Origin of the sequence: Chitinophaga sp. 22620, from assembly GCF_052044405.1 — a bacterium.
GTDB lineage: Bacteria > Bacteroidota > Bacteroidia > Chitinophagales > Chitinophagaceae > Chitinophaga.
Window position 1 is genome coordinate 602707 of sequence record NZ_JBQEMV010000004.1, and the last position, 14604, is coordinate 617310.

10 protein-coding genes and 1 tRNA gene are annotated in these 14604 nt (G+C 52.5%); 4 read left to right on the plus strand and 7 right to left on the minus strand.

Annotation, left to right across the window (positions count from 1 at the left end; genetic code table 11):
- Positions 1 to 9 precede the first annotated feature (9 nt).
- Both ACTJIK_RS21860 and ACTJIK_RS21865 read right to left on the minus strand, forming a co-directional pair.
- Positions 10 to 768: an SDR family oxidoreductase gene (locus ACTJIK_RS21860; protein ID WP_440649667.1), complete on the minus strand. Its 759-nt coding sequence runs from the start codon at positions 766 to 768 to the stop codon at positions 10 to 12.
- Positions 752 to 2980, minus strand: a complete 2229-nt coding sequence (locus ACTJIK_RS21865; protein ID WP_440649668.1) for a hypothetical protein — start codon at positions 2978 to 2980, stop codon at positions 752 to 754. Before ACTJIK_RS21865 ends, ACTJIK_RS21860 begins: the two co-directional genes overlap by 17 nt.
- Before the next feature lie 119 nt (positions 2981 to 3099).
- Here ACTJIK_RS21865 and ACTJIK_RS21870 point away from each other — a divergent pair, with 119 nt between their 5' ends.
- Together ACTJIK_RS21870 and ACTJIK_RS21875 are read left to right on the plus strand one after the other, a co-directional pair.
- Complete coding sequence (locus ACTJIK_RS21870) at positions 3100 to 3744, plus strand: hypothetical protein (RefSeq protein WP_440649669.1); 645 nt, start codon at positions 3100 to 3102, stop codon at positions 3742 to 3744.
- 1 nt (position 3745) lies between these two features.
- Entirely contained in the window at positions 3746 to 4669 is a 924-nt protein-coding gene (locus ACTJIK_RS21875; RefSeq protein WP_440649670.1) for an SDR family NAD(P)-dependent oxidoreductase, read from the plus strand.
- An 89-nt stretch (positions 4670 to 4758) separates the two neighbouring features.
- Here ACTJIK_RS21875 and ACTJIK_RS21880 read toward each other — a convergent pair whose 3' ends face one another.
- The 5 genes from ACTJIK_RS21880 to ACTJIK_RS21900 all read right to left on the minus strand — a co-directional run bounded on the left by ACTJIK_RS21880 (position 4759) and on the right by ACTJIK_RS21900 (position 10565).
- On the minus strand, positions 4759 to 5235 hold the full coding sequence (locus ACTJIK_RS21880) for a CinA family protein (RefSeq protein WP_440649671.1): 477 nt from the start codon (positions 5233 to 5235) through the stop codon (positions 4759 to 4761).
- 98 nt (positions 5236 to 5333) lie between these two features.
- Positions 5334 to 5408: transfer RNA gene (locus ACTJIK_RS21885), tRNA-Cys, on the minus strand.
- Between the two features lie 11 nt (positions 5409 to 5419).
- Positions 5420 to 6640 carry a sterol desaturase family protein gene (locus tag ACTJIK_RS21890; protein WP_440649672.1) on the minus strand — a complete coding sequence of 407 codons (1221 nt, stop codon included), beginning with the start codon at positions 6638 to 6640 and terminating at the stop codon, positions 5420 to 5422.
- Between the two features lie 145 nt (positions 6641 to 6785).
- Complete coding sequence (locus ACTJIK_RS21895; RefSeq protein ID WP_440649673.1) at positions 6786 to 9179, minus strand: glycoside hydrolase family 31 protein; 2394 nt, start codon at positions 9177 to 9179, stop codon at positions 6786 to 6788.
- 342 nt (positions 9180 to 9521) lie between these two features.
- Positions 9522 to 10565 carry a WD40/YVTN/BNR-like repeat-containing protein gene (locus ACTJIK_RS21900; protein WP_440649674.1) on the minus strand — a complete coding sequence of 348 codons (1044 nt, stop codon included), beginning with the start codon at positions 10563 to 10565 and terminating at the stop codon, positions 9522 to 9524.
- A gap of 117 nt (positions 10566 to 10682) precedes the next feature.
- Between ACTJIK_RS21900 and ACTJIK_RS21905 the strand changes: the two genes are divergently transcribed.
- Positions 10683 to 13811, plus strand: coding sequence for a ligand-binding sensor domain-containing protein (locus tag ACTJIK_RS21905; protein WP_440649675.1), 3129 nt, complete (start codon positions 10683 to 10685; stop codon positions 13809 to 13811).
- Positions 13812 to 13895: 84 nt separating this feature from the next.
- Positions 13896 to 14525, plus strand: a complete 630-nt coding sequence (locus tag ACTJIK_RS21910) for a response regulator transcription factor (RefSeq protein ID WP_346320203.1) — start codon at positions 13896 to 13898, stop codon at positions 14523 to 14525.
- Positions 14526 to 14604 lie beyond the last annotated feature (79 nt).

Sequence of the window (14604 nt, forward strand, 5' to 3'; positions counted from 1 at the left end):
TGTGGAGGTTTAGATCAGTTGCAGATGCGGCCGGATCTTTATTTCCACCACATCGCAGCGTTTAGGCTGTGTAATCACGTAGAGCACGCATTGCGCAATGTCTTCGGCTTTCAGCATTTCCATCTCTTTGGTTTTTTCGCGTTGCTCGTCGGGGCTGGAGGGTTGCATATCCGTACCCACGGCGCCTGGTTCTATCAAGGTTACTTTAACGCCCAGCGGGTTCACTTCTTTGCGTAATGCTTCGGAGAAGCCCTGTATGCCCGCTTTGGTGGCTACGTATACAGAGCTGCCTTTTTCCCGGACGTCGGCGCTCATGGAACCGATGTTGATGATATGCCCGCCGTTCTTGTCTTTCATGCGTTTGATGGCTTCATGCGCGCAGGCCATGTAGCCCAGGAGGTTCACCTGCAGGATGTACTGCCATTCATCGTAATTGCCCTCCATAATGCCCTGGTAGCCGAGCGCCGCGTTGTTCACCAGCACATTCAGCTGCCCCAGGAAGCCGTCTGCCTGCTGGAAAATAAAATCGATATCATCCTTGCGGGATACATCCGCAATAATGCCCATTACTTTTTCTTCCAGCGCCCTTTTGGAGAATTCTTCCGTCAGCTCGTTCAGTTCTTTTTCGTGGCGGCCGAAGAAAAGGATCTTTGCGCCATGTTCTGCCAGCAGCAGTGCCGTGGCTCTCCCGATACCGGTGGTGCCGCCGGTGATGAGCACTGAAATGCCTTCCAGTAGTTTCCCATGTATGTCAGCTGCGTTTTCCATGATGTACAGATTTATTGAGTTCAACAGTTATTTTTTGATTGCCGTGTATGTTCACAATGAGTTTTCCGTCCCCGTCCGCTTCTGGTGAATATACCGTGACCTGTTTCCCGCGCTTCCCGGTTACTTTCACGGGTTTCAGCGGCTTGCCGTTCAGGGAATAGAGCATCAGGCGGCAGGTAAGCCTTTCATCGCCCTGTACGGTGAAATGCATGCTGCCATTGGCGCCATGCCGGTGGTCCGCCGTAGGGTAATCAAGGAACAGCATTACGTCGTGATCGCGGAATTTGAAATAATGCCGGGGCACAACGGCGAAGGCAAGCCCTGAGCCATATACCTCCTGGCCCACGGTGCCGGACTGGTTCCAGCCGAATTGCAGGTCTTCCAGCGGTATCCACAGGCGTGTATCCACTTCGCCTGTTTTAGGCCCGCCGCTGATCATTTCCGGCGGCAGCATGGGCGGGTAATAATAAACGGACCGGTGCACCAGGTAACGGATATATTCCGCCAGCAGCAGGCGCACTGAGGGGAGAACATCCGCATCTTTTGCCTGGAAGAGATACTCATGAAATGCGCTGAAGCATTCCAGCTCTTCGTATACCGCTGTGTAAGGCGCATCGTCCAGCGGGAAAAGCGTGAAGAACGTGCTGATATGTTTCCCGTTGCCGTAACCGCATTCCCAGATCGCGCAGTTGCGCATCAGGTTGGCGAGGCAGATGTAGCTGAGCCGGAGGAAATTTTTTTCGCCGGTGAGGTTGTACAGCTTCAGCAACGCTTTGGCTGAAAAAGCGGTGTTGTTGGCCTGGTAAAACAAATCGAAGCCCTTGCCGTTCAGCGAGCGCGCAGCCCTCTTTGCTTCTGTCAGGTACTTTTGCTGCCCGGTTATTTCATATGCCTGTAAAAGAATGTGTGCATAGATGCCCGCGACATCTTTTTCGCCGCCCTCTCCGGGCGCTGTTTCCGCTTTAATGACCTCAAGCGTGTCCAGGTTATAGAAAACAGGCCATTCGTATTTAAAATGCCTCGCTACCTTGATCACAAAATCCAATGAACGGAAAAAAAGCTCCGCCGCCGGTTTATCGCCTTTAGCAGCTAGCCGTCCGAGGTTCAGCATAGGGTGATGCAGGTACCAGGAATCCATGACGCGTTTCTTTTTATGCTCTTCAGCCTGGTTCAGCCGGTCTTCCTGCGAGGGCAGCCAGCGGCCTACCGACGCAATGTTGTGGTCATAGAATTCAGTAATGTTTTCTTTGATCGCATCCACCAGCGGCATTTGTTCCCTGCTCCATTCGGCATAATCCATGATCGGCAGCAGCACTGCCAGCTGCACCATGGTTTCCGGCGGGGTGTCGTAATCGCTGACGTATGCGTTCAGGAATGATTTCTGCCCGAACTGTTGCCAGCAGCCAGGGTTGTGTTGCAGGTTATGCAGGGATTTTTGCAGTATTTCGGGCCAGTCGTGGCTGGTGGTTTCAGGTTTGGGTAAATGATAATAGACTTCGGAAAGCATTTCAAGGAATTGCTCCGCTTCTTCAAATTCGTCCTTCGGGATCTTTTCGGAGAACAACAATGTTACGTCAGACAGCACATACGCTTTCCCTTCCTGCAAAGGCTGGTCGCCGGAAGGAAGCGCAAATCCTATCTCTGGCCACTGGCCGCCCACTGCATCGCTGGCTTCGGTATGCGTGTCTTCATTATAATCTTTTAAAGAGCCCAGATGCTGGAAGTACAATACGGAACCGGTGGCCGGTTTGGTAAGACTGAAAAATAACAGCCCGGAGCGGTGGCCTTTCTGCGAGATATGGACGCGGCCATTGGGATGGGCGGATTTTCCCAACATTACAAGGTCCCGCGGCCAGAAAGGAAAAGTTACCGGCTGGGAAGGTACCAGGCTGACTGTGCAATGGAAGACGGGAATTTTCCCCGGTTCGTACTTTATTTGCACAAAATGTTGACCGATAAGCGATTCAAATTCGAAGCTGACGCCTCCTGCAAAGGTTTCCGATTTGATCAGCTGCAGATCCACATCAGGCGCGTAAGCCGTTCTCACTGCAATGCTGCCGCCATCCGGCCATTTCACCCCAAGCCATAATGCGTGGTCTGTAAGCTGTGCCTGTATTGAATATCCATGCAGGGAATGGTCGTAAATTGTTTGCGCCGTAGCGTCCGAAAGCGTTTTATGTATAGCTGCATACCATGGTGAATATCCGTTCATATCGTGTTCCTGTTATGCCTCTATGAATTAAAAAATGATGCCAAGGCAGCAGCAGTAGGACTTTACAGCTGTTTATATGGCATAGTTTTCTCTTTTTTTTGATAATAAAAGAAGGATGTATGGAACCCATTGATATCACTCATGCCATTCCGCCGCAACTGATGGGCAACAGCACGAACGACTGCGAGTCCATTATACTTCCCAGCACAGACGAGGCGCGGCTCTTGTTCGAAAAAGCGATGAACCGGTTATTGTCCGTCAATAACTGGAGGGACTTCAGCGGCACCGCCACCGCTTCTTTCCAGCTGATGAGCAACAAAGGGCAGCCGGTGGACAGGATGGCTTCCCCCGGCGACTACATCCGCATCAATGTTCCCGGACCGGGGAATGCCGAAGGAGACGGGTTCGATTGGGTGATGGTGGAAGATATCCGGGAACAGATCTATGTGCCCGACAATTCATTTTCCGTCATCATGCGCGTAAGGCCCGCCGCCAGGCCAGGGCAGCCCAGGCAGCGCGTTTCCCATTTCTTTAAAAGATATGCCACCAGCTCGTTCATGGTGGAATTAAAAGGGCGTGAAGTAAAGGCCGGCGTATATGGAAGGAACGAAGTGCCTAACACCGGCGCGCGGCTGCTGTGGGACAAGATCCGCAACTTTTTCACCGCCATCGGCGCAATGCTCGGGTATTCGCATTTCCAGTGGAAGAAGCTGGTGAACGGCATCCTGAAAGCACCCTTGAACACGCAAAAAAAACCTGAATGATATGGAAAACCAGAACCTCGAAAACAGGAACCGTTATGCGCTGATCACCGGCGCCACCAGCGGGATCGGTTATGAACTGGCGAAATGTTTTGCCGCAGACGGGTATCATCTCATCCTCGTGGCGAGGAATGAAGCGCGTTTGCAGGAAGTGACCAATGAGTTGAAAAATGCATATAGTGTGGAAATCACGCCCCATGCGAAAGACCTGTTCGTGCCCGGCGCGGCGCAGGAAATATATGATTTCGCAAAAAGCATGGGCATCACGGTAGACGTGCTGGTGAACGATGCAGGACAGGGCGAATGGGGCCCTTTCATCACCACCGATCTGCAAAGGGACATCGATATCGTGCAGCTGAACATTATTGCGCTGATCTCGCTCACCAAGCTGTTCCTTCACGACATGGTGAACCGCAACGAAGGGAAAATATTGCAGGTAGGCTCCGAAGCCGGCGCCACGCCCATGCCGCTGCTGTCAGTATATGCAGCCACCAAGGCTTTCGTGCTTTCTTTCAGCGCTGCGCTTGCCAACGAGATGAAAGATAAGAACATCACTATTACCGTGTTGCTGCCCGGTGCTACAGATACAGACTTCTTCCACAAAGCGCACCAGCAGAACACTGTCACCTATAAGGAAAAGAAGCTGGACGATCCCGCCAATGTGGCGAGGGACGGCTACCAGGCGCTGATGAGAGGGGAGAGCAAGATCATATCCGGCTCAACGGCTAAGCTGCATGTGTTTATGTCCGACCTGCTGGGCGATACGCTGGCAGCGGAGAACGCGCGTAAGCTGAACGAGCCCAGCGACAAAGCCGGCCGCGAAGAGATCACACACGGGCCGTCGAAGAAGGAAAGGGAAGCCATTCATGCTACGGAAGGGGATTATGAAAAAGGAGGGCAGCGTGAAGAGGAGATAAAACCTTTTTGATGAAAGGAATGTATAAGCATCGCGTTTGCCCGCCGGGTTGAAAGCCATATTGCCAATGTGTATTAAGAAAGGTAAGCGTCAGATCGTTGTCAATGCCCGAATTGCAGCACGTTCGCAAAGGCGGTCAGCGCCATGTCCGCATACCAGTTCTGTACGGCGGCAGGCGCTCCGGAAGTAGCGTGGAGCTGTTGCGAAAGCAATATCTCATCGCCATGGGCAATGGCGTACCAGGCATACAGCTGGTTGTCGGACTCCGGTACCGGCGTGGCATACCCGGTGATGCTAAGGCCCCACTGGCTGCAGAAAAGCTTGCATACATTCTTCGCCATTTCTATCGCCACCTGTTCGTCCACGCAGTTGCACTGCTCCGCGTGAATAGGTTCTATCCGCAAATGGCGGTATTTCTGCCCCAGGTTGTACGTCGTAATGCCGCCCTGGAAAAATTGCGCGGCATCTTCAGCGCCCGCGAGCGCAAACTGTAACAGCCCGGCCGTAACGCTTTCCGCCACAGCCACAGTCTTTTTGCCTCTCAGTAAATGTTCCCGGATGATCTGGATATTATTCATACCTGTAACAGCTAAAAATATTATGCCAAATACTTTTATCCGCTGAACAAAAAAAAGGAGGAAGATGTATAACATCTCCTCCTTTTTATTTTAATGGCTGGATAGCCGCGGGTGGAGTCGAACCACCGTGAAAGGCTTTGCAGGCCTTTACCTAACCACTCGGCCACGCGACATTTATTTTACGCTATGCGCGCTGGAAAAGCCAGCGTTTGAAAGATCTTTCGATCTTCGAGAAATAGAACGTCAATAACCCGGCGAAGATCAGCACGCTTACAAACACGTACAGGTGCTGGAAGTACGCCATACAAGTAACCGCCAGCAGCATCATGCGGGCATATTCCAGGTAAAAGAACCACTTCTTCTGCTCCAGGATGGCGCCGGTGTTCACCAGGCTCACGAGAATGAAAAGCACAATGAAAACGGCCAGCCCTGGCGGAATGTAAGCTTCCAGCAGGCTGGTGGCAAACAGCAGGCTGATGCTCACCACCGTTTGAATAATGATGTAGATACGTTGTCCCTTTGTCTGTTTACGGCTTCCAGTTTTGCGCAGCCATACCGTTTCCAGCTGCCCGCGGATAGCGGGGTCTATATCGTCCGGCTTGCCGAAGATCACGTTCCATCTTTGTTTCCAGCTGGTGGCACGGCGGAAGGCCGTAGCCAGCTCCAGCATGAAATGGAACTGCTGCCAGAGGAAGCTGTGGCTTTTCAGCGGCGTGGTAAGCCCGTACACACAGGGTTCTTTATCGTCTTCCTTCACAAAGGTGCCGAACAGCTTATCCCAGATGATCAGCACGTCGCCGTAATTCTTATCCAGGTATTTTTCGTTGGAAGAATGATGCACGCGGTGATGCGAAGGCGTTACCATAAAATATTCGAAGATGCCGAGCCTGCCGATGGTTTGGGTATGGATAAAAAAAGGGTAGAGGCCGTGCACCAGCAGCAGGGCGGTGATCATACCGGGAGGGAAACCCGCCAGCGGCAATACCGACCAGAAGAGGCAGCGTGCGGCCGCCTGGAACACGGTGATGCGGGCGGATACCGTATAGTTGAAATCTTCACTCTGGTGATGCACCACGTGCGCGGCCCAGAGAATGTTCACCTCATGCGCCAGCCGGTGATACCAATACCACACAAAGTCCGTTGCAAGGAATAGGAGGAACCACGTCAGCCAGTTGGGTTGTATATTCCAGATGGCGAAGTGCCGGTAGATGTAATCAAAAAAGAAATAAAATAACCCTGTTACAAAAATATCCAGCAATCTCTCAGCAATGCCGATGTTCAGATTGGCTACAGATTCCGCAAATTGGAAATAGTTCTTCCCGGTACGGCGCGAAACCAGGTATTCCAGCCCGATGAAGAACAGGAAACCGCCAATGGAAAGTGCAATCCAGTTCAGGTGATACATATGGTTGGTTTGTATTAGTCTACCGATTTTGTAGACAAATATAGAAGAATGATATTAAACATGCAAACAATTTTTTACGGGCACAAAAAAACGGGATCGTAGTGATCCCGTTTCTGTATGGCATAAAGTTTTTTAGTGAGTTTGATCACCTCAGCACCAGCTCCTCGAATTTCCTTTCAAGGTTCAGCTCTATCACGCCCTGTACAAAATGTTCGGGCAGGAGGGGGTGAACGGCGCCGTCCTGTACATATTCTTTCGGTGTGAAAGGCAGGCCGTGCACGCGCACGCGGTGGTGGGTGTAATCCGCTTCGTAGCGGCCCACAAATTTTTTCTTCAGGCGGAACTGCTGTGCGTCGGAAGTTTGTTTGAAACGGACGAGGTTGTATTGCCCGGTCTTATATGCGTAATGATCGCCTGCGTCTTCGTAGAGGATGCTGTGGGTGGTACCTTCGCCGTGGTATACCTGGAGGATCATTTCCATGATCTTTTTCTGGCCCACGTATTCCATATCCGGGTATTGCGGTACCACGGCGCCGCCTTTCACGAACAGCGGCATTTCGGCCAGCGGCGTGGGAACGGTGACGGCCTGGCCGCCGGTGAAGCGCTCGTCGTTGAAGTAATAATACCAGGTGCCTTCGGGCAGGTATACGGATTTGGATTTCATGCCGGCTTCGCTCACATGGCTGATCAGCAGGCTGTCTCCCAGCAGCCACTCATGGTTGAGATCGTGCGTGTTGGGATCGTTCTGCGCCACGAAAGCCAGGGGCCGCAGCATGGGTGTGCCGTAGGCGGCGTATTGCCAGAAAGTGGTGTAGATATAAGGCAGCAGCCTGTAACGGAGCTGGATAAACGATTTTACGATCGCTTCATATTCGGGCCCGAAGCTCCAGGGATCCTGGTCGAAGCCGGTTTCGTTGCTGGCGGAGTGTGTGCGCATCAGCGGGTGGAAGGTGCCCAGCTGGATCCAGCGGGTGTACAGCTCACCGTCCGGCTCGCCGATAAAGCCGCCGATGTCGCTGCCGGCAAAGGAAAGACCGGAAACAGACAGGCGCTGGCATTGCACGGAAGCCAGCCAGAGATGTTCCCAGGAAGCGATATTGTCGCCCGTCCAAACGGAGGTCCAGCGCTGTGTGCCGGAATAGGCGGAGCGCGTGATCACGAAGGGGCGGTGGGGCATCAGGTGTTTTTTAAGACCGGCTGCGGTGGCTTTGCTCATGAGGTGGCCGTACACGTTGTGGGCCTTGCGGTGGCTCACATTCTCGCCGTCGTAGTCGTGGCGCACGTCTTCAGGGAAAGTGCCCAGCTCGAACACGGCGGGCTCGTTCATATCGTTCCACACGCCGCGCACGCCTTTGGCCGTCAGGTCCTGGAAGAGGCCGCTCCACCATTCCCGCACTTTGGGATCGGTGAAGTCCGGGAATACGCATTTGCCGGGCCATACGTCGCCTTCCATCAGCGCGCCGTCCGCGCGTTTGCAGGCGTAGCCTTTTTGTACAAGCTCCTGGTAAATGGGGTAATCAGGATCCACTTTAATGCCGGGGTCGATGATCACGACGGTCTTGAATCCGTCCGCGGCCAGGCTGCCCAGCAATCCCTTGGGATCGGGGAAGTATTCCTTGCTCCAGGTGAAGCAGCGGAAACCTTCCATATAATCGATGTCCAGGTACAGGGCGTCGCAGGGGATGCCTTTGTCCCGGAACGTTTTGGCGATCTCTCTTACCTTGCTTTCAGGAAAATAGCTCCAACGGCACTGGTGATAGCCGAGCGCCCAAAGCGGCGGCAGTTCAGCCGTTCCGGTAATGCGGGCGTACGATTCCGCTACTTTCAGCAGTTCAGGACCATAGATGAAATAATAATTCATTTCCCCGCCCCGCGCCCAGAAGCTGCTCGCGTCTTCTCTTTCTTTGCCGAAATCGAAGAGGGTGCGGAAAGTATTGTCGAAGAAAATGCCGTAGCCGATGCCGTTGTGAAGGCCGTAATAGAAGGGGATGTTGCGGTACAGCGGATCGGTGTCTTTGCTGTAACCGTAAGCGTCGGTCCCGAAGTTCTCCACGCGTTTGCCGCGCAGGTTGAGTTCCGTGGGCTTGTCGCCCAGCCCGTAAAAGGATTCTCCTTCCTGGATGAGCTTGGTGCAGTATACGATCTTGCCGCCTTTCTGGAGGTAATACTGCCAGTGGAAGCCGGTCTCGTCCTGGTTGATGATCCTTCCCTCTATATCGGTGATGGTGATCCGCAGGTTTTCCCGCGCAACGAACACGCGGATAGCGGTGGTGATGATCTCAAAGGAATCCGCCCATTCGCGGATCTCGAAGTATTCGGGGGATTCTTCCAGCTTTTCGCTCACTGCATAAGAGAAGTCCCGCTGGAACTGCCCGTCTGCCGCATACCGGAAACGGACGATCTTGTCCGAAATGACCCGCAGTTCGAGGATAGTGGTGGAGGTATAGAAATAAAAGTAGTTTCCTTCCTTTTTCCACGTTTGAATTGTGTCCGGATAATGTTTTACCGAGTATTTACCCGATGTTGTTGCCACTTGCATCGCGCCAATCTGTTTCTTTTTCTTAATAATAAGCCCTGGCCCTGCGGCCGGAGTCAATCTAAATTAAACAAAAATTATTCTTTTCATGCATTAAACGGGGTAATTCAGCCTTTCACAAAAAAAATCCCTGTCTTGACGAACTTCTCCCAAAATATTGCAGTGAGATAAAGTAACTTGTAGTATATGTACTTTTTGCTTTAACCTATTGTTCCGGTTGTGATACAATAAGCGTATTAAACTCAGGCGCTCCTTTCCAGGGGCGCCTTTCCTTAACGGTTGATCTGCAATCTCCCGGTGCCTTTCCTGTTTATTTCAGCATGATTTCTTTTCATTGTTAACAGCTTATTTGCTTCGCCCATCCGCCTGATCGTTGATCCGCAGCACGGCGATCCTGCCTTTTGCGCCCGCAAGATACACCCTTGATCCTTTTTTAGCCTTTCTTACGGCATGAAAACCTTCATCCGTGAGCGCTTCCCAGGTCTGCCCGCTGTCTGTGGAGAGGTCCGTGCCTCCCGGGCCGGTGGTTATCAGCTGTTTACGGTCCAGGTACTCCACGGCCGAACGGTAGCCGCGGGGCGCCTTCCGGGGCAAAAACCAGGTGTTGCCGCCGTCTGCGGTCAGCAGGCAATTGTTGTTTTCGTCTTTCGGGTTCACATAATCGCCGCCCACGGCCACGCCATTTTTCGCGCCATGGAAAGCGAATGAAAAAATGCCTTTGGAAGCTGCGCCCTGCGTGGCCGGCCAGCCGATCACCGCCCATTTGCCGCCGCTATAGCGGAAAAAACGGCTTTTAACGCCGCCGGAAGCGATGGCGAACGCCTGTTTCCCCGGTAAAACGCGCAGGGTAGTGCCGCTGGCGGCAAAACAAGCCTCGCCTTCAGCAGCTTCGGGCATTTCAAGGTCCTGCCAGGTTTGCCCGCCATCGCCGGTTTGCAGGCCTTTGAAACGGCCGTTCATCGCATCACCCACGATCACCCCCTGTTTATCGTCCCGGAAATCCATCGCGTCCAGGAAAATGCCTTTCGTATCGTTGAAATATACCTGTTTCCAGTTCTGGCCCCCGTCTTCGGTCAAAAAGATGCGCGCGGGCTCCGCAATGCCCATGATCACTGCCCGGTCGGCGGAAAAAGCCTCGATATCCCGGAAGTCGCAGCTGTCGCAGCCCGGAACGGTGAACCATTCCCAGGTTTTACCGCCGTTTGTGCTCCTGCCGGCCTTTCCCTGCGTGCCGGATACCCATACCACCTCGTCCGTTACCACGCTCAGCCCGCGGATACTGCTAATGGGGGCGTTCACCAGCGCTTCCACCCGGCGGGAAATACCCTGTGCATGGACCTCTGCAAATACCGTGGTAAAAAGGATGAAAAGAATGCACCTGAGTTTCATAAAACATCAATTTGCAGCAATAATAAATAAGAAAAATGCAAATTTGTTACAAAGTGTAAGGTAGAATTATATATTTGCATTCACCGCAAACATGCTAATACCCATTTAATCACCCTGATGCGTTCATTAATACAGATAAGCATCTTTGCCCTATTTTGGTTCCTGGCTTTCATTCCATCCGCTTCCGCGCAGGAACGGAGTTATAACTTCGATTCTTACGGAGTGGACAGGGGCTTGACCCAAAGCAGTATTTACAGCCTTATCCAGGACGAAGAAGGGTTCCTCTGGATATCCACTTTCGATGGTGTGAACCGGTTCGACGGGTATGTGTTCAACGAATACCGCTACAATCCCGCTTTCGAGAAAAGCCCCCCGCGGCCCGCCGAACGCGTGGTGTACAGCTCCGCTTCGCAGCAGGGCAGGGCAGTCGTGAAAAGTTTCGGCCTCAGCGGCACCCGGCACCATTCCTTTTACCGCGACAAACGCAACCAGCTCCTCATTGCCCATAACCTCGGCATCAGCCTGTACGACCGCTATAAGAACAGTTTCCGCGATGTGTTCGTCGATTCGACGTATGTGAACGAAATGGAGCGCGACTTCGTGGCCAAATTCAGGATACTCGGTGAAGACCAGGCTACCCAGACCCTCTGGGTGTGGCGGCCTTCCAAGGGGCTTTACCTGCTGGACAACCTCACTTATGAGCTGAAAAAGATCATCCTGTACCCGCCTTCGTTTATGAAACGCAGGATGATCCCGGAGGCGCTGGCCAAGCAGGACGATGCGATCTGGATGATATTCGAAAAAGAGCAGCTGGTGAAGATGGACATCCATACCACCCGGCTCACCACGTATTGCCTGCCTACCTTGTCAGACAAACCCGTCATCAAAGTGCTGAATCCCGATTCCCTGCTGCTGGCCAGCAACGGGCATATCACCATTTTTGACACGCGGCGGAACAAGTATACAGACCTTCCCTACACCGAAGTGAACGAGCTGAAGGAGCCTTTCCTTCCCTCCGCCATCGAGCTGGACGACCGCGGCAATGCCTGGATCGGCGGGAACAACGGTGTGCTGGTGTTCAATTTCGCCAACCACGAGATCGTGAACCATATCACCAGCTTCAACGGCTTCGAAACCAATTCCTTCAATAAGATCATTTCCCTTTACCGCGACGCCGGTGATAATATGTGGGTGGGCACAGACGGGGACGGGCTGAAAATATACGCCCCCAACAAAAAAGTTTTCTCCCTTTACCGCTCCCCGCGCATTTCGCACAACATCGTGAAGGCCGTGTACAAGCACGACGACGGCCGGCTGTACGTAGGGCTGCTGCAGGACGGGCTGGATATTTACGAGAAAGGCGGCAAATACCTCAAACGCATTTCCAACGAAGAAAAGCCGGGCACCTTCCCGGCGAACAACCTGCATGCTATCTGCCGCGAAGACTATGAAACGCTGTGGTTCCATTTTGTGAAGGGCTACATCGGCCTGTTCGACATCAAGTCCGAGACCTTCCGCGACCTCACCCCGAAAGTAAAGGCGCTGGGCCTTCCCGAGCAGGATGACGTCTATCCTTTCGTGAGCAAGCGGCCGAACGGGGAAACCTATTTTAACTATGGCGAATACCTGCTGAAATTCAACAGTTCCGATAAAGGGCTCGCTGCGGCCATTGTGCACCGGTTTTCAGACGAGCAGCTGACCTGCTTCTTCGAAGACTTCTGGGGTAACCAGTACGTGGGCACAAAGGCCAATCTTTATTGCCGCAAGACCGACGAGAGCAAATGGGTACAGATCAACCTGGGGCTGAAAGACACCGAGATCAAATCCATCAACAAAAACGCTCATAAACACCTGCTGGTGGCCACCAACAAAGGGCTGCTGGTGCTGGACGAAGAATACAGGAAGCTGAAGCACTATAACAGCTATGACTATACGGGCATGGTGAGCGACTACGTGTACGCCGTGCTGCTGGACGATAAGGACGGCATCTGGATCAGTCATAACAAAGGTATTACGCAGATCAGGCAGAATGGAGACAACCTGGTGACCTACAATTTCGAGGACGGGCTGCAAAGCAACGAATTCAATACCGGCGCGTATTTCAAAAGCATGGACGGCGAGCTGTTCTTCGGGGGCATCCGCGGCGTTACCGGCTTTTATCCCCGCAACTTCAAGAACAACCCCTGGACGCCCAAGGTGATCATCAAACGCCTGGAAGTGCTGGACAAACCGTTTAAGTCGGACACGGCGATATCGCTGCTGCATAAAGTGGAGCTGCCATACAACCAGAATACCATTGCCATAGAATATGTGCCGCTCGAATTTACCAACCCTTTGAAAAACAAGGTGCAGTACATGCTCGAAGGCGCGGACGAAGACTGGCTGATGGCCGGCAACCAGAGCATGGCCCGTTACACCAACCTGCGCCCCGGCAGCTATATATTCAAAGTAAAAGCCTGTAATAATGACGAAGTGTGGAATACAGAGCCTACCACGCTGCAGATCGTGATCAGGATACCGTTCTGGCAAAGCCTCTGGTTCAGGTTCCTATTGTTGTTGCTGGTGCTGGGTATCGCTTATTATTTCTCCGCGCTGTACCTGGATTACAAGATCAGGAATGAGAAGCTGAAGCTGGAGAAAGAGCAGGCGGTGGACCAGGAGCGGGCCCGTATCTCCAGCGACATGCACGACGACCTGGGCTCAGGCCTTTCCACCATCCGGCTGCTGAGCGAGATCGCCAAGCGCAAGATCAAGGATACCGGGCAGACCAAGGAGATAGAACGAATTTCCGAGGCGGCTGGCGAGCTGGTGGACAAAATGAGCGAGATCATCTGGGCCATGAACTCCTCCAACGACTCACTGGCCAACCTGATAGCTTATATGCGCAGCTTTGCGGCCGATTTCCTGGAGCATGCGCACATCCAGCATCACTTCATCATACCCGAGAACATACCCAATGTGAAGCTGAGCGGCGGCACGCGCAGGCATATCTACCTGGCCGTAAAGGAGTCGCTGCACAACGTCGTGAAACATTCACAGGCCTCCGAGGTGATCATCGAGGTAAAAGTTTTCAAAAATATGACCATCATGCTCAAGGATAACGGGAAAGGCTTCGACCCCGAAAAGGTACGCCTGTTCGGCAACGGGCTGAAGAACATAGAGAAGCGGATGCAGCAGGTGGGAGGGCAGGCAGACATCATATCTCAGAACGGTACGACAGTTTTCTTAGATATACCATTAAATTAATCTAAATTTACTTTTAATAACATCTTGGTGTTATGACTTTAAACTTAAATGATGGTATATTCGAAAAAAAAGCTACAAAATAGCATGGATATCATCTCTGTGGCTATTGTTGAGGACAATCATGATATCCGTTCGGCCATGGAGTTGTTGATTAATGGTTCTGAAGGATATGCTTGCATTGGCGCTTTCAACAATGCAGAAAATGCGTTGGAAAAGATACCCCAGTTGTTACCCAATGTGGTGCTGATGGATTTTAACCTTCCTGGTATGAATGGCATCGAATGCATCGCCCGCCTTAAAGCGGAATTCCCCGATATGCAATTCATGATGCTAACCGTTTACGAGGACGATGATAAGATCTTTATGGCCCTGGAAGCGGGTGCCAGCGGGTACATCCTGAAAAAGACCTCACCCGGCGAACTGCTGGACGCTATCCGCGACCTGCACGACGGCGGCTCCCCCATGAGCAGCCAGATCGCAAGGAGGGTGGTGGCCTATTTCCAGAAGCAGGCCAAACCCAACCCGGCCCTGGAGGCGCTTACGTCCCGCGAAAAAGAGATACTCGACCAGCTGAGCAAAGGTTTCCTGTATAAGGAGATCGCAGGCAACCTGTTCATCAGCATCGAGACCGTTCGCCGGCATGTGCACAACATCTACGAAAAGCTGCACGTGCGCAGCCGTACGGACGCCGTTAATAAATATTTCAACCGCTAGGCGCGGAACACAACATATTTGAAGAAGGAATCACGCAGGTGGTTCCTTTTTTTTACCCGATACTTCCTCTAAATTACCC